Origin of the sequence: Dictyobacter arantiisoli (assembly GCF_008326305.1) — a bacterium.
Lineage (GTDB): Bacteria > Chloroflexota > Ktedonobacteria > Ktedonobacterales > Ktedonobacteraceae > Dictyobacter > Dictyobacter arantiisoli.
The window spans coordinates 1-15,524 of sequence record NZ_BIXY01000090.1 but is presented as its reverse complement, the minus strand read 5'-3'; the positions used below and the strand labels follow the sequence as shown (position 1 = coordinate 15,524).

13 protein-coding genes are annotated in these 15,524 nt (G+C 51.7%); 5 read left to right on the top strand and 8 right to left on the bottom strand.

The features are described from left to right. The first annotated feature begins 417 nt into the window (after positions 1-417). Complete coding sequence (locus F1593_RS22710) at positions 418-1,623, top strand: class I SAM-dependent rRNA methyltransferase (protein ID WP_172632362.1); 1,206 nt, start codon at positions 418-420, stop codon at positions 1,621-1,623. 137 nt (positions 1,624-1,760) lie between these two features. Here F1593_RS22710 and F1593_RS22705 read toward each other — a convergent pair whose 3' ends face one another. Then, the gene (locus tag F1593_RS22705; RefSeq protein ID WP_149403851.1) at positions 1,761-2,465 is read right to left on the bottom strand and encodes a histidine phosphatase family protein; all 705 of its coding nucleotides are present in this window, start codon (positions 2,463-2,465) and stop codon (positions 1,761-1,763) included. A 231-nt stretch (positions 2,466-2,696) separates the two neighbouring features. Continuing rightward, positions 2,697-3,830 carry an RNA-guided endonuclease InsQ/TnpB family protein gene (locus F1593_RS22700; RefSeq protein ID WP_149403850.1) on the bottom strand — a complete coding sequence of 378 codons (1,134 nt, stop codon included), beginning with the start codon at positions 3,828-3,830 and terminating at the stop codon, positions 2,697-2,699. Between the two features lie 372 nt (positions 3,831-4,202). Here F1593_RS22700 and F1593_RS22695 point away from each other — a divergent pair, with 372 nt between their 5' ends. Continuing rightward, positions 4,203-4,646, top strand: a complete 444-nt coding sequence (locus F1593_RS22695) for an SRPBCC family protein (RefSeq protein ID WP_149403849.1) — start codon at positions 4,203-4,205, stop codon at positions 4,644-4,646. A gap of 261 nt (positions 4,647-4,907) precedes the next feature. Here the strand turns inward: F1593_RS22695 and F1593_RS22690 are convergent, their stop codons facing one another. Beyond that, positions 4,908-5,342: an SRPBCC family protein gene (locus F1593_RS22690; RefSeq protein ID WP_149403848.1), complete on the bottom strand. Its 435-nt coding sequence runs from the start codon at positions 5,340-5,342 to the stop codon at positions 4,908-4,910. A gap of 322 nt (positions 5,343-5,664) precedes the next feature. Between F1593_RS22690 and F1593_RS22685 the strand changes: the two genes are divergently transcribed. Beyond that, positions 5,665-6,984, top strand: coding sequence for a hypothetical protein (locus tag F1593_RS22685; RefSeq protein ID WP_149403847.1), 1,320 nt, complete (start codon positions 5,665-5,667; stop codon positions 6,982-6,984). A gap of 70 nt (positions 6,985-7,054) precedes the next feature. Here the strand turns inward: F1593_RS22685 and F1593_RS22680 are convergent, their stop codons facing one another. Together F1593_RS22680 and F1593_RS22675 are read right to left on the bottom strand one after the other, a co-directional pair. Beyond that, on the bottom strand, positions 7,055-7,489 hold the full coding sequence (locus tag F1593_RS22680; protein WP_149403846.1) for a hypothetical protein: 435 nt from the start codon (positions 7,487-7,489) through the stop codon (positions 7,055-7,057). A gap of 82 nt (positions 7,490-7,571) precedes the next feature. Continuing rightward, positions 7,572-10,478, bottom strand: coding sequence for an ATP-binding protein (locus F1593_RS22675; RefSeq protein ID WP_149403845.1), 2,907 nt, complete (start codon positions 10,476-10,478; stop codon positions 7,572-7,574). A gap of 443 nt (positions 10,479-10,921) precedes the next feature. On the opposite strand from F1593_RS22675, the gene F1593_RS22670 reads away from it, so the two are divergent. Further along, on the top strand, positions 10,922-11,815 hold the full coding sequence (locus tag F1593_RS22670) for a DUF1464 family protein (protein WP_149403844.1): 894 nt from the start codon (positions 10,922-10,924) through the stop codon (positions 11,813-11,815). On the opposite strand, the gene F1593_RS22665 is transcribed toward F1593_RS22670, so the two are convergent. Then, complete coding sequence (locus tag F1593_RS22665; protein WP_149403843.1) at positions 11,771-13,042, bottom strand: YihY/virulence factor BrkB family protein; 1,272 nt, start codon at positions 13,040-13,042, stop codon at positions 11,771-11,773. The genes F1593_RS22670 and F1593_RS22665 overlap by 45 nt on opposite strands. A 256-nt stretch (positions 13,043-13,298) precedes the next feature. Between F1593_RS22665 and F1593_RS22660 the strand changes: the two genes are divergently transcribed. Then, entirely contained in the window at positions 13,299-13,586 is a 288-nt protein-coding gene (locus tag F1593_RS22660) for a J domain-containing protein (protein WP_172632361.1), read from the top strand. Positions 13,587-13,635: 49 nt separating this feature from the next. On the opposite strand, the gene F1593_RS22655 is transcribed toward F1593_RS22660, so the two are convergent. Together F1593_RS22655 and F1593_RS22650 are read right to left on the bottom strand one after the other, a co-directional pair. Then, positions 13,636-14,409, bottom strand: a complete 774-nt coding sequence (locus F1593_RS22655; protein WP_149403841.1) for a zinc ribbon domain-containing protein — start codon at positions 14,407-14,409, stop codon at positions 13,636-13,638. Between the two features lie 130 nt (positions 14,410-14,539). Continuing rightward, positions 14,540-15,007: a hypothetical protein gene (locus tag F1593_RS22650; protein WP_149403840.1), complete on the bottom strand. Its 468-nt coding sequence runs from the start codon at positions 15,005-15,007 to the stop codon at positions 14,540-14,542. Positions 15,008-15,524 lie beyond the last annotated feature (517 nt).

Sequence of the window (15,524 nt, the reverse complement as noted above, 5' to 3'; positions counted from 1 at the left end):
TTTTTGTCTCTTTTACTCGCCGCCTGCGGCGGGGGGAGAGAGAAGAGTGGGGCACAGCCCCACACCCCAGGTTAAGGGCTAGTCGCCCTTAACAATCCCACCGGCGCGAGCCGAAACAACGCAAGCAGAGGAAGCAAGAGGGAACGCAGTCCCCCTGCCCGTATAGTGAGCAGCAGGAAGCAAGCAGCGCAAGCAGAGGATGCAAGGAGAACGCAAGCAGGGGATGCAAGGGGGAACGCAGTCCCCTTGCCGGGGTTCGGGGTGTCCCCGAACCCCCCTTTTTATTCTCCCCTGCCCGTATAGCGGGCAAGGGGAGAATATGAAACATCTCATAGACGGTGGTAGTGGATTGTGATATATGAGATAATGACACCGATTATCTACATGGTTTCTAAATTTGAAGGAGTAAGTGGCATCGTGTCTGTTATAAAATATCCTACGGCAAGCTTAAAACCTCATAAGGAGAAGCATCTGCTTGCCGGTCATTTGTGGATCTTTTCTGGAGCATTACAGCAGTCTCCACGTTGGGTTGAGCCCGGCGGTTTGCTCGATGTGAAGTCGGCGACGGGACAATTCGTGGCGCGCGGCTATTATAATCCCAATACCGATATCGCCGTGCGCATCCTGACGCGCGAGATTGATGACTATATCGATGCTGGCTTTTTCCGTCGTCGTATTCGTCAGGCGCTGGCAACGCGCAGAATCTTTGATAACGAGTATACCAATACCTACCGTATGATCAATTCAGAGGGAGATCGCTTGCCGGGCTTGATCGTGGATCGCTATGCCGATATCCTGGTGGCGCAGATCCATACCGCGGGCATGGAACAGCTTTTCCCGCAGATTGCTGAGGTATTGATCGAGGAGACCCATGCGCGCGGTATCCTCTTGCGTAACGATAGCCAGTCGCGCCGTCGTGAGGGATTAGATATTGAGCCGCCGCGCGTCTTCTACGGCGAGGTGCCGGAGCAGATTGAGGTAATTGAGAATAATGTGAAGTTTCTGGTGGATGTCTGGCATGGACAGAAGACCGGCCTCTTCCTGGATCAGCGTGATAAGCGTGCCTCCTTGCGCAAATATACCCATCACAAGCGTGTCTTGAACTGCTTTAGTTATACCGGCGGCTTCTCTGTCTACTCGGCGGTTAGTAAGAAAGCGCCTGCGACGGTCACCAGCGTGGACATCTCTGAATCAGCCATGGAAGCGGCGGTCCAGAACTTTATCCTGAACGATATCGATCCCGCGGATCACCAATTCATCGTTGGGGATGTCTTTGAATATCTTGAAGCAGCGCGTGACCACAACGAAAAGTTTGACATCGTTGTGCTCGATCCACCAGCCTTTGCCAAATCGAAAGGCAACCGTGCCCAGGCCATTCAAGCGTATCACAGACTCAATATGCTGGGACTGCAACTCTTAAATCCAGGTGGCATCCTGATGACCTCTTCCTGCTCGGGTGTGATCAGTATGGACGATCTCAAAGAAGTCGTCGAATCCTGTGCCAAACATCTGCGCCTCACTCTGCAACTGGTCGAATCCCAGACGCATGGCGTGGATCATCCCGTACACAATTCGATGCCTGAAACAGCCTACCTGAAAGCGCTGTTCTATCGCCTGAATTAAACCAACCAGTGTAGTATGCCCATCTGCCCATCATTCTTGATCGGGCAGGATGGGCCTTTCTCAGATCTTCAGCGTTGGATCGACGTATGGCATCCTCACCAAACCCATGCGGGCGCTGTTCTGCGCCTGTGTAGACATTAATATTTAGCAGCCTCGGCAGTTCGCAGGACTGTACCCGGCACCACATTGGCGGCCTCTCCATACAGATGTGCATGGGATGCCCAGACTTTGACGGTCCCTCTGACAGTATCAGGCGTTGTAATCAGCTCGATTTCGCTAAAGGAGCAGTTATAATTTTCTGTCGAATAGAGCATCTTTAGATCGATCTCGGGACAGATATCCTGAATGGTACGTGTGAAGATGCCACCATGCCCGACGATCACAATGTGTTGATCCTGTTTGCCCTCGGTGGCCGCGTGCAGACCTGTGCGCATACGCCTCAACAACGAGTGATAATCTTCGCCACCGGGAAAAGCCGAGTCTTTTTTGTCTTCAACCCAATCCTGTACGATACGATTATGCAATTGCCAGTTTTTATCGCTGGGCGGCTCATCCTCTAATATACCAATATTGATTTCACGAAATGCTTCGATGATGGTAATCGGAAGGTGAAAGGCAGTAGCGATAGGTTGTGCCGTCTCCTGTGCCCGTTTGAGGGGCGATGAGTAGACACTATCGATGGGATACCTCTCACGCAGGAATTCAGCGGTCTGAGCGGCCTGTAGCGCGCCTTTGGACGTTAACGAATAGTCAACATGCTGATAGGAAAACTCATGTGTCAGGTTAGCGGGATTTTCACCGTGTCGAATAAGATAGATGGTATTTTTGTATTCTTGTTTCATACATCCTCCACTCTTATTATTGCTGGGACGTCCTATCGGTGTCAATCACTACATTTGGATAAGCCTTCCTGCATTGTGATCCAACATGTGTTGCAATCTTGTCTTTTCTGTGGATGCATAGTGTTGCTTTGACACTCCACCCGGATAAATCCGGGGGATTCTTCTTTCCACCATCCGACTTGCTCAGCAGGATTGCTCCTGGAGAGTAGCGGTCCGATGTCCAGAAGCGTTTCATGCACTCACGGGTGCATCAGTTCCCGCATGCCCTGCGGTACCGTTCTGTGCTTTTTTCAGGATATTCCCTGCCGCGTTCTTGTCTCGGTCCATCACCAGACCACAGTTGGGACAGATGTGGGTTCGCACGCTCAACGACTTCTTGACGAGCGTGCCACACCCACTACAGTTCTGACTAGTGAAGTGTGGGGCAACTTTGATAATCGCAATGGCGTGCCGTGCCCCATAATAGCTGACCCAGGCGAGGAATTGCCCCCAGGCGGCATCATTGATCGATTTGGCGAGGTGGTGGTTGCGGACCATATTGGCAATCTTCAAGTCTTCATAGGCAATGAGATCGTGCGATATCACAAGCGCGTTTGCCTGTTTGCGGGCAAAATCTTCACGCTGCCTCTGAACTTTCAAATGGGCCTTGGCGAGCCGCTGGCGAGCCTTGAGACGATTCTTGGATCCTTTTTTCTTGCGAGAAAGACGGCGCTGCAATCGTTTCAAGCGCGCCTCTGCCTTGCGATAATGACGCGGGTTGTCCACGGTGTGGCCATTGGAGTCCGTAGAGTACGCCTTTAACCCGACATCAATGCCGACGGAGGTGCCTGTGGGGACATGGTCAATCACGCGGTCTGCTTGCACACAAAACTGACAGAAAAAACCAGCTGCCCGTTTGATGATGCGCACGCGCTTGATCTGCTGGAGGGGAAAGGTTTCAATGGCGCGGGTGCCAATCAAGCGGAGACGCCCAATACCACAGCCATCGCGAAACGTGATATGGTTCCCATCGGCTTCCAACTTCCAGCCCGACGTCTTATATTCAACACTGCGGTTGTCTCTTTGAAAGCGCGGATACCCTTTCTTCCCAGGCTTTTGGCTCTTGCAGTTTTCATAGAAGCGGGTGATAGCGTGCCAGGCGCGATCTGCGGCGGCTTGACGAGCCTGGGAATTGAGCTTGTGAGCGAAATCGAAGTCGTGGGCCAGGACGGCACAATAAGCCTGCAGGTCATTCTTAGCGATCCTTTTTTCATCCATCCAGAGACGAAGACACTTGTTGCGAATGAATTGCGTGACGCGGAGGGCTTCTTCAATGGCGGCATACTGTGCCCGATTCCCTTGCAGCTTATATTCGTACGTCAACATCCGCCACTCCTCTGGTTCACATCTCTTCGTCTCTCTTCTGATACTATCTTAGCATCTCCTGTTCATACCGGTCAAGAAGACAGGACCTGATTGATGAAAGGGAACCCACTCGAACTGCGAACGTTCTGGAGAGGAGGAAAGAGCACTTTCAGAGAGGTGGGTGCGATGCGAGATGAGCCTGCCCCACTATCCCTCCCACAAAGGAACGCCCATTCATCCCCCGTTTCAAAACGGAGGGCTTTCTGGGCCTTTTCTGTAACAGGCGATTTTTTATGCTCGGCCGCTTGTGATATGATGATAAGAGAGCGTTGTTTGTAGGTTGTGTCTTGATCTCTCCTGTTGTGATTTTGATGGGCGAAAGGTGTCACGAAGATGGATTTTTCTGGTTCGCAAACGCTCACGGTCCCTATTGAAACGGTCTGGGCTTATTTGTTGGATGTGCGGAAGGTGGCAGCCTGTGCGCCGGGTTTCCAAAGTCTTGAAGCGCTGGGGGATGAGCACTGGAAGATGCTGGTGACGGTCGGCATCGGGCCGGTGCGTGCGAAGTTTACGCTGGATGTGACGCGCCCTGAGATGCGAGAACCGGAACTGATGGTGGTGAAGGCGCGCGGCAAGGCTCCGGGGAATACGGTGGAACTCAGTGGGAGAATGCAACTGGTATCCCTGGCTGAGGCACAGACGCGCATGGATTGGCAGGCGCATGTGCTGGTGAATGGGACGCTTGCCAGCGTGGGCGCTCGCTTGATGGGGAGTACATCAGAAAAATTGACAACCCGGTTCTTTGACTGCTTACAGGCCCATCTACAGACCGTATAATGCCGTGGCAGGCGCGTGCGCGCCTGCGCCCTTTATAGTGTATATTGCTGTAAATGTGCTATGCACATTTACAGCAATATACACTATAAATTGGTTTGAGCGCCATCGGTGCGAAAACTCATGCACAGAGATGGCGAAGACCATGGGAATCAAACACTTTGTTAGTTCGACTTTGTACATTTTTAGGCTTTTGAGCCTGAGGAAAAGGGCGAGTGCGACGCATTTTCGAGCTCACGTTTTCAAAAATGTACAAAGTCGAGGTTAGGCGATGTTTTTTTCCAGATTTTTGAAGAAGCTGCTGAGCTGGTTTTTTACGATGCCCTGACCCAGTGGATTGTTCGCCACTGCAACTGCACCCTCTAACTCGGCGTTAGCGGTGTAGGTGAGCAGGGTGCCATCAGCTTCGTCAGCCAGGGAGATCTGGGCAAGAGCATTGATAGAACCGCCACGACCCTGACGTACAAGCTGAAGTTCTACGTAGCTGGGGGCCTGCTGACGGGGAATGCTGATGGTGAGACCATAAGGACCACGCAAGCCTGGCAGGGATGTGCTGATCTCAACAAACAGGTTGCTAGGATCAACGTAGCGCACGCTGCTGGCACCTGGAATGCTCGCTTTTAAGACCTCTGGATTGAGGATGGCAGAAAAAACCTGCGCACTGTGTGTTGCGAATTTATGAGTTCCGTTAAGCTTCATTTAGGAAAAATCCTTCCTTTATTGGATGAAATAGGACGTCCCACCACGTCTACAGCCAAACATACATAGGTATGTTTGTATCGATCTAATGATCAGGGTCTATTGTAGCGGGTTCTCTATAGACTTTCAAGTAGGCTATGATTAATGTACCAAATTCCTATCGCGCTTCTCTTGCCGTTTGATGGTATACCTGTGTTTTTCCTATAAGGCAAATGTGCTATCTTTGTTCTTGTTTACTGTATTTATGCTATAATGCCCTTATATATTTCAAACTGTATCGTAAGCATATCATGTGCGTTGGATATCGGGAGCTGTGATGGTTTTGAATGAAGAACCTAATGGGCAAAATCAGCAGGCATGGCTTTCTCGTGTAGCACGAGAACGTCAGGATCTTTCGGTCTCGGTTGAAGAGACGTTAGGATCCTCTCCCCTCGATGAATTGTGCTGGCTGGATGAAGATGAGCATGGGCTGACAAATGCGCATTTGTCAGCCCCGGAGAAGTCTTTTGTCCCGCCGCGTCTGAGCCTTCAGTCAAGAGTCGTGGAGGCCATTCATTCTGAGGATCATGCTGTCGCTGATTTGGCTTCATATGCTGTTGTTCCTTCTGGTGAGGTGGGGGAGAGGAAGCCCAATACCACGACCCAAAATACGAACATTTTAATGCGCTTTGCGCAACGGCTGACTTCGTCCTTTGTGGCGTTTAATTCAGCCCCTCAACCTGCGGATGCTCTGGCACTGACTGCGCCGGCGGGAGAGCAAACAATGACAATAGGCCTGAAAGCCTCGTCGCTATCCTCAATTGCGGATATAGAGGTGTGTACGGCTTCTACTATGACTGGTATAAACGGTATGACTGGAGAAATGTCCCGGGAACGCAGTGTATCGCTTCCTGTGGGTCCGCTGGCAAGGTGTACCGATGCTTTGCCAGTTGGATCACAACGACAACGTTTGGCGGGCCGCACAACACGTGTGCGCCTGGAAGTTGTACCCGGCGCCACCGCCACCGCGACTGCGCCATCGAAACAGAGCCCTCAGGCGCATCATGCTGAACCGACACTTGCCAGCTATAGCGCGCCAGACACTACCATCGCCATGACCGGCGATGAGGGACAGCGCTTGCTTCACAATCTGGATGCTCCCCATCCATCGGTCACGGCTGAGACAACGGGCATGCATCTCTCCGCGATTGCCACGCGGCGAGAGCGAGAGCGAGAGCAGAAGCATACAGGCGAAGTGACAGGTTCAACGAGTATGCACTTACCCACCGTCAAATCCATGCCTGAAGCAGCGGGTATGACCAGTGGGCAGATGCAGGCGTGGCGTCTCGACCATGCGGAGACGCGTGCCATGCCAGAGCTTTCTGCCGCGATCGAGGCAGGATCGGTCACGGAAGCCAGGGCGCGGCGCGGCTCATTATCCGGTTCTGGCAGCTTTGAAAGTGGACAAAGTGATGCCTCCGTGCCAAATCCCTATATAACTGCCTCCAGTGTAGTGCTTGTCACGCTGACCACCAATCCCGGTCCGGTCGTCGTACAGTACATCTCATTGCAGCCGCAGGTAAGTTTCACCGTTCACCTGACCGCGCCGACCGCGAATCACACCATCTTTAACTACATTATCCTGCTGGGTGAACTCTTCTAAGATCCTAATCTGGCCCTTGTCGCAGCCTATGCTGTCCCACAAGGGCCGATTCATCATACGTCATTGGTTATTAATGCTCGTGATGGGAGCGTTTTTGTCTTTCTTGCATAAGAGAGAGTATAGGTATGACAAGTGTAAGCAGTAGAAGCCACATCGATTGAAGCGTATATTTGCGCGCATAGATCTCTTTGTGTTCAAGCTCGAATGCTACCTCCTGCTGAGCACTCTTGCCCCTCACTATACTGATCGCATAGAGCAGCAGTGGCACATAGTTCAGGCCAATCCAGCAGAGAATCAAACCTATGATAAGCGTGAAGAGCGAATGATTGGGATTGCGGAAGAAGGCGAAGAGGTTGAAGATTCCAATGCTACCACAAACGATCACCGCTATCGCAAATTCAGCGAGAACCAATCTGGAACCATGAAAGACAAGATCTAGAGCTGCAAGTTTTCGTATATTGATAATGTTTCCGCCACTGCTTGTCTGGTGTTCTTGATCTAACATATGCTTCTCCTTTGATATAATACACGCAAACCATAGCAACCCACTTTAGAGGTGAAGCAAACTTATTGCAGATTGTCGACATTCAGGCTGCGGGGAAGGTGAGAATGAAGCGGCTTCCCTGGCCGGGGATGCCGCTGCTTTCGACGCTGATGCTTCCTCCATGCAGACGGACAAATTCGGCGACGAGGTAGAGGCCCAGGCCGACGCCGCGCGCCTGACTGTTTGTGATATTGGGGGCACGATAAAAACGTTCGAAAAGATGTTGCTGCGCCTCCAGCGGTACGCCGATACCTTGATCGGCAATCACGATGCGTATTTCTTTTCTCGTTTCTGATTGGCTCAGTTCGGCGCTGATGGGACCACCCTCGGGACTGTATTTGATGGCGTTCTGGAGGAGATTGGTGAAGATTTGTTGTAGCCTGGCTTTGTCGCCTTTGATCAGATAGGGCCGCTCCTCCTCTTCGATGAGATAGCTGATCTGATGGATACCCGAGGTGATACTGGCTTTGGTGACGCTCTCTTTGATCAGTTCCGCGCTATCCAATTCCTCCTGCTTGAGCTCGATTTGTCCTCGATTGAGGTGCGTTACTTCCAGGAAGGTGTTGACAATATTGGTCAGGTCGCGTGTCTGCTCTTCAAGAATGGCGATGCTCTCATCCATGCGCTCACGCAGTGAGGATGGAACGTCGCTGCTTTTTCCGAGTTGTCGGGACATCATCTGGCTATGGGCCAGAATGATCGTGAGTGGCGTGCGAAATTCATGCGCGGTGATGGCAAGGAATTCGTCTTTGAGGGCATTGGATTCGCGCATCGTGGCCTCATTGGTGCGGGCGATTGCCGCCTCCTGCTGCCAGTGAGTCTGCTCGATAGCCAATCCCGCGAATTGTGCAATCCCTTCGATGATCGCCATATCCCAGGCGTTGAACTCGTGCATGGGCAAGGGTTGTGTCTCCTCTTGTTCAGGAGGCGCATATTTCTTATAGTTTATCGAACGGTCAAGCATGAGCATGCCAAGCAGGCGCTTATTATGGGTGATAGGAGTGGCGAGCACGAGCATGCGTTCGACGGTATTGCTCTCCTGACAATGCTTATCTTCGGTGATCAGCGTGGCATGCCCCTCTTTCATGCGTTCATGGAAGCGTAGAGAGGCATCTTGATCGGGGGCCAGCCAGTGCGCTTGCTCTTGTAGCCAGCAGGCGACCTCTTCGCGAGTAAAACCTATTGAGATCAGGGGGATAAAGCTCCGGGTTGTTTCGTTATAGATCTGGATCACGCCTCGTTCGCTATTGAGAGCAGTCAGGGTCATTGCCAGTACCCGATAGAGGATCTCTTTCATGTCGGTTACACCTGAGACGGCTTCAGCGGCATGGAGCATCGTTTCCAGGGCACGGCGGATGCGCCGCTCGACGCGTACCTGCTCGGTAATATCGCGAAAGGCGCTGACAATACCAATCTTGCGATGATCATTGTCCAGCAGAGGCTCGATATTGACTTCGATGGCATGTTCAACGCCATCCGCATTTTTATTGAGGAAGCGTTCGCCTCGAATGCGTTCGCCATGCAGGGCGCGTGTAAGTGGAAAATGTTCGGGTGCCAGGGGTTGACCTGAGATGGTGTAGACGGGATGCTGTTGCAGATAGGCGGCAAGTTGTTTTTTACTGCGTTGCGTGAGTCCCATAAAATGGGCTGCGTTCTCGTTGCTGAGTACAACCTTGCCCTGATGGTCCAGTACAATCAGGCCTTCGGTCATGGCATTGAAGACGGCATCGAGGGTGTTGGCGCGTTCGTTGGCGAGGGCCTCGGCGCGTTGCGCTTCGGCAAGATGATAGGTCTTCTCAATCGCCAGGGCACAGTGCGCGGCAATATCCTGTGCGAAGGCCAGATAGCCAGAGGAGGGAGGTCTGCTATTGCGGCGATAATTGACAAAGGCAAATCCGATGCCGCGCTTCTCCAGATAGCGACCTTTCTTACTGCTATGAGAACCATTGATACTATTCATGTCATTCATGGCTACCATTGAACTTCCACCAACCAGTAGGGGGAGGATTAAGACGTGTTCCATGCCCAGATGCTTAAACCAGATCTGTTCCGCGTCACTGAGTTGATCGTGATAGACGAACTGGGGTGCCTGTTGTTTGATAGCGGCGCTGCAATGCGGAAAGGCTGAGAGTTGGGCGGGTGGTGCGCTGACAATCAGTGGTAAGGCGCTCTGATTGGCGAGCTTCAGGTGATCCTTATCCAGGACTGCGATACAGGCCTGTTGAACCTGCAAGCCGCTCGCCAGATGAAGCGCGGCGACATCCAGCACATGCGGGAGTTCCTCACCGGAATTAACCACCATCGCCACTTGATAAATAGATTGTGCTCTTTCTATCAACCGTTCGGCCCGTTGACGCTCTACCTGGGCCGCTTGATAGAGGCGCGCATTATCGATCGCCGCCGCCGCTTGTTGTCCAATTGCGCGGGCAAGTTGTTGTTGATCGTGCGTAAAATCAACCAGTTGTCCAGGATTATCCAGCGACATCAATCCCACCAGCCTATCCTCTCGGATTAACGCGACCAGTAAGATTGAGCGTACCAGAAACTTTTCTGCCAGCGGCAGACGCTTTTTCTCAAGCTGAAGATCTTCAAGGATCAGCAGTCCTTTTTCATTGAATAGTTGTTGGACAAGAGGATGATCAAAGGCGAGCGAACTCTGACGCCAGATGCGGTCAGCAATCTGTAACGGTTTGCCCTGCAAGTTCTGTACTGCTGTATGATAGGCGGATGGGAGAAATTTTGTGCGGGAATCATCGAGCAACCAGACGGCACAGCGTGCAACATCGCATGCTTCGGTTGCCCGTTTCACCAGCACCTGGAGAATCCGGGTTGTATCCAGTGAAGATGCCAGCAATTCCGACAATTCGCGTAACAGTTCACTCTCACGCAGAGCCTTTAGCAAGCGTGTATGCTCCTGGCTCTGCATAGATAAAGGGGTCTCATTATCCATAAAATCACTGACCTCTGAATGAAATGTCCTGTTCTATCCTGGTACAGTCGGTGTGCCGGGAATGACTATTGCCAGCCACATAGCAAACGATAGCGCGTGGAGCTTTTCTCTTGTTGAGTCAAAGTGTAGCAGATCAGGCTAGCTTGCGTCAAGAAATGCACTACCGGAAAGATCTGATTTCGCTGATTGCCTTGATAGTTTGTCATATATGTTGCAGGAAAGGTGCCTTGTATCTTTCCTGCAACATATATTAGGCTCTCCGTCCTTCCAGGTGGTGGAAGAGGGAAGATGCGAGGACTGTCATGCCCCCGGCATGCCTGCCATCGCGCTCCGTCAGAGGCTGCCGCCCCTGCACCCCGCTTTCCTTGCAAGTCAATGGCTGAGGTATCAATGCTCGCATGTTATAATGGAGAGCACTATGTATCTGTCCTTGAAGGAGTGTTATGGCTGTTTCGATTGGCATTGATTATGCCTCCAATACGTGTATGAAGATCTGCGTGGCTGAGAATACTCTCCCTGTGGAGGGCCGCGTTTTTGGTGATGCGAATGCTCTCATCGCCTTTGTTCAACAGACTGCAAGCCTCCATCCAGAGCTTGCGCTTGCTATTATGCTGATTCTGCCACAGGAGCCGCAGGTGGCCTTTCCACAATCTTTGTCAGATGAGGAGCTGGCTGCCTTATCCGTTGATGCGTCGCTGCTCAATGTACTGACATCCTTGAAGACCATTTCACAGCACATTGAGATTCTGCCAGCCGTCAAATATCTGGCGACTATTCCTGTACATCGTCGCTTGCTGCGTCCCAGCCTGGGGAGTGCCCGTACGCTGGGGATCACGATTTCCCTGCTGGCAACGATGCAGGAGCAGGATGCTTCCTGGCATGAGATGACCTTTTGCCTGTTGGAATTATTGGATACCGGATATCGGTTGGTGGTGGTCAAAGAGGGACAACCTGTCGATGGCGTGGGTGAGTGGTTACTTTCTCTTGAGCCTGCCGCTATGCTGGCCGATGCTCTCGTGGAGCAGGCGCTGACCGAGCAGTTAGCGCGTGAACTGGCGGGCCTGATGGCGATCCATCATATTGAGGATGTGGTGTTATTGGATCGTTGTACACAGCGTGAGGATGGTCGGTTGCTGAAGGATGTCATGATTGACTATTTCGCGGATCTGTATCAGTTTTTCCTGTATCCTCAGAGTAAACCCGAACTGGTAGGCTTTGAGGCAGCCAGCGGAGCGGCTCTGCTCGCTGGTATTGCCAACCAATCCGGGCGTATCCGCGAACTTGCGGAACATTTATTTTCCTCGGCGCAAACGCAGGGTCTCGATCAACACCGTTAGCGCCGAGCCGGCGACGATGCTGATAGCTGTACTGACTTTACCTGGCTTCGTCGTCGCTAATCTTTTTTTTTTGCCAACGGGCTGATAGCTGGCTGGTTGCGCGACTGGTTTCTGCTGGGACCGGCTATTCCCATGTTGTGCAGTATCGGCAGTTGTATTTCCATGATTAGCTGTATCGTTATCATTTTCTACGGCGTCCTCAATATGGCGGTCGTCAGCCTTTTCGGTTGGTTGCGGATTGATATGATGACTGGACTCGGCTTCAGGGCGGTCTTTGTTGAGACGAGCGCCCATTGTGCTGACAAAGGTCGCCAGATTATTGGGGAGTGGTTGTACGCCCTCAAAGAAGTAGGCATTGACCTCAGCTCCCAGCAACAGGATGACGGCAAAGTAGTAGAAGAAGGCCAGTAGTACAATTGCAAAGCCAATCTGTCCTGTATAGCTATTCATGAAACGGCTGGTATAGACTGGAAAGAGTATGATGAAGGCTTCCAGCAGGACCGCTGCTACGATGGCTCCCTGCCAGCTATTGCGCAGGTTAATCTTCTGATTCGGCACGACCATATAGATGGCCTCGAAGAGCAGGAAGGCGGCGATCAAACCGCCCGCATAACCGGCGATCTGTACCATGAAACCATTAGAGGCGAGGGTCGAGAGAAAGGGAATGGTTTTCAGTGCTGGATTGTTGGCGATGATATTCAGAACGAGTGAGGGCAGGGTCGAGGCAAAAATCATGATTGGCGTGAGAATCGCAAACACGATCATCATGCCAATGGCGATCAGATTCTGCCAGAAAAAGGTACGTGGTCGGACGCGATAGATGATATCCATGCTGCCTTCGATGGCAATGAAGAGGCGGGAACCACCAAAGATCGCCAGAACGACAGCGATGACGACGAGAAAGCCAGCCGATGCATTCAGACGTTTGGTCACACTTACAAAGAGATCCTGTTGGGCTCCGCTTAAGCCTGGAATACCATGGAGCGCATTCAGGACTGTTTCTCCAGGTATCACCAGGCCTACAATCGCGACGATTGCAATCGCGATGGGGAGCATGGCGGTAAGCAGACTATAGGCCAGCGCGCCCGAAAATGTCATAGCCCAATCATTGTTGAATTTGGTAAAGAATTGCCGTAATGGCCGGGTTTCTTTGCTTGCCGACGAGACAATCCCTGTTGTTTTACGGGTGAGCGAATCATGCTCCCGCGTCCTTGTATCACTTGCCATGTGCGCACCTCTCTGGCTATTACTATAGAGTAAAATGTATGCAAATCAGTTCAGTTGTGTGTTGAGAAACGCTGTAAATCGGTGGTGATACATATTATTTTCTGCACGTCCGATTTTGTTTTCTCATCTCTGATACTGTAGAACTGTTATTTCGGATACATTATTCACGAGTCATAGCAAGAGTGCGTTTCATTAAGGCGAAGAATAGCGTATAGTAGTATTACATATCTGTTAGACAGGGATGAAAAGAAGCAACATGGGTGCACAACGACCAAAATCAATAGTTTTTCTCTTATGGGATGCCGTACGTATCAGTGCGCGGGCCTTCTGGCGCAGTCCTGCCAATCCAGCGCGCACTTTTATGCAGCGCCAGCAGGCTCTGGCAGTATTGGGATTGCCCTCTAACGCGACCCCTGATCAGATTAAGCGGCGTTATCGCAAACTGGCGAAGCGCTACCATCCCGATTGCGGTGGTGATCCCCAACAGATGCAACGCATCATCGCGGCCTATGAGTCTCTGACCAAAGAAACGTCACACCCGTAGATCCATCATGGGTAGCAAAGCCCATCAGGATTATTTAGGGGGTATTTTATCAGGGGAGGCGGGCTCCGCAGTTGTTGCAGAAGCGTTTGCCGGGCCGTGCTCGGGCTCCACATTGATCACAGAAGATGGGAGCTGTGGTCGGTTGCGCGGTGGTAGATACCAGCTGTGGTGGGATTGGATTGTTGTGCGGTGGTGGTCCTGCTGGCGCAACCGGTGGCGTGGCCGGTTGGTAATAGGGCTGATTGAGTGGCTGTTGCGGTGTGCGCGATGTATTCGGCGCAACCGATGGTGCCCCTTGATTGGTTGGGGGCGTATATGTATTGGTGTTGGTGTTGGTATTGCTCCCCTGAACTGCCTGAATCGTGCCCTGGACGGTCTTGACGGCTTTGACAGCCATACCTCCCAGCGTACTGGCGATCTTGAGTCCTTTAGCAATGTCATCCATATCTTTTTGCAGACGGTGGGTGGGTGGCAGGAAGGTAGAGTCGGAGACTTTGGTGAATTTGTTTGGTCCGACCTGCAGGGTGCTGCCGTCTGGTGCGAGTTGCGCCTGCTCGCTTCCCCCATTGGCGAAGAGCATACTGACGACGAGATCTTGCTGGCTATAGGTGCCTTCGAGTCGTGTTTCGGGCGCGACGGTGGTAGCCTGCTCGCCTTTGATGAAGGATTGAGCGGCGTTGATGGCGCGACTGCGATTCTGGATTGTGAGCACAAAGCGTCCATCGGCCTGAAGGACCAGTCGATCAATGCGCGAGGTGAAATATTCTAAGCCTACGCCCGCGCTGTGTACACATTCATATTGGCCCGTGATTGGCTTTAGCATGGCAATGTGCTCTCCCTTGTTGTGCTGATCGTCCCCATTGGACGCTGCTACCGACCTGTTTTGCGAGTATGAGAAAGTCTTATTGAGAGTCCTGTGTATATACTATAGCATGTTGTCGCCAGCAAGTGCATCATCTGGCGTGCTCATGGCGTTGTTGCTGGCTGAAACCAGATCTAAGAGCATGTGCCAGGGCTGTGCGTAATTGATCTTCCTGTGCTTTCGTATGTGCTGCCAGGCTTGAATTTGCCAGAGGGAGGGGCTGGGCGACCTGTGTGCTGGCAATCAGTGCGATCCCCCAATGGGCTTCAGCGCTATAGCCCAAAGGAGTCTGGCTATTGATCATTTGCAATGTCGTCTTATAATGGTCCAAAGCCGCGTCAAGTTGTTGGAGTTCCCGATACGTCCCAGCGAGCTGCAAATGCAAAATTGTCAATTCATGGTGCCGTTCGTCTGTGAGTATAGATGCTGCTGGCAGTTCGTGCAAGGCATAGATAAAATCCTGTTGGGCGAGCAGAAATTTTCTCTGCTCGAAATAACATTGTCCGCGCAGGGCTGCCAGCCGCCAGCGTAAGACGGCGGGAATGCAGGAAAATGACAAATTCTGTAACAGCGGAATAGCCTTGAGCGTATCTTTGTTTTGAAGATACGTTGTGATTGTTCGATGGAGTTCTTCGTAGCATATCTGATGATGGCTGGTAATATTGACGGTCTCGTGATATTGTTGGGCCAGGGTTTCCAGGTCTGCCAGGGATAAGGCCAGACGCTCGGCCAGAAAACGGAGGCTTTCCCGCGATGGTTCGATGCCATCCTTCCTACTTGTAAATCTTGTGGACTCAAGTGGTAGTGAGATAGTATATAAGAATTATGAGTAATTATAATCGATGCAGCAGGAAAAAACAATCCCATTTGTGAAAATAGCAGGGCTTTCCAATTCTCCTAGAGGAGGTGAAAAAAAAGAGATTTCCTTGTAGAATACAAAAAACTTCAAAACTACAAAGGAAATCTCATATGGATTATACTACCTTGACGCTCAAGAGAGCATCCGTGACGAATGAAGAAAGCCTTTCGTTGCTCTCACTGTACGAAGCACTTCAGGCCCTCCCAGACCCACGACG

Bases quoted from the DNA above. Each gene is read 5' to 3' on its own strand.
- F1593_RS22705 (WP_149403851.1), bottom strand. From the start codon at position 2,465: ATGAAACAAGAATACAAAAATACCATCTATCTTATTCGACACGGTGAA.
- F1593_RS22700 (WP_149403850.1), bottom strand. From the start codon at position 3,830: ATGTTGACGTACGAATATAAGCTGCAAGGGAATCGGGCACAGTATGCC.
- F1593_RS22695 (WP_149403849.1), top strand. From the start codon at position 4,203: ATGGATTTTTCTGGTTCGCAAACGCTCACGGTCCCTATTGAAACGGTC.
- F1593_RS22690 (WP_149403848.1), bottom strand. From the start codon at position 5,342: ATGAAGCTTAACGGAACTCATAAATTCGCAACACACAGTGCGCAGGTT.
- F1593_RS22680 (WP_149403846.1), bottom strand. From the start codon at position 7,489: ATGTTAGATCAAGAACACCAGACAAGCAGTGGCGGAAACATTATCAAT.
- F1593_RS22675 (WP_149403845.1), bottom strand. From the start codon at position 10,478: ATGGATAATGAGACCCCTTTATCTATGCAGAGCCAGGAGCATACACGC.
- F1593_RS22670 (WP_149403844.1), top strand. From the start codon at position 10,922: ATGGCTGTTTCGATTGGCATTGATTATGCCTCCAATACGTGTATGAAG.
- F1593_RS22665 (WP_149403843.1), bottom strand. From the start codon at position 13,042: ATGGCAAGTGATACAAGGACGCGGGAGCATGATTCGCTCACCCGTAAA.
- F1593_RS22660 (WP_172632361.1), top strand. From the start codon at position 13,299: ATGGGTGCACAACGACCAAAATCAATAGTTTTTCTCTTATGGGATGCC.
- F1593_RS22655 (WP_149403841.1), bottom strand. From the start codon at position 14,409: ATGCTAAAGCCAATCACGGGCCAATATGAATGTGTACACAGCGCGGGC.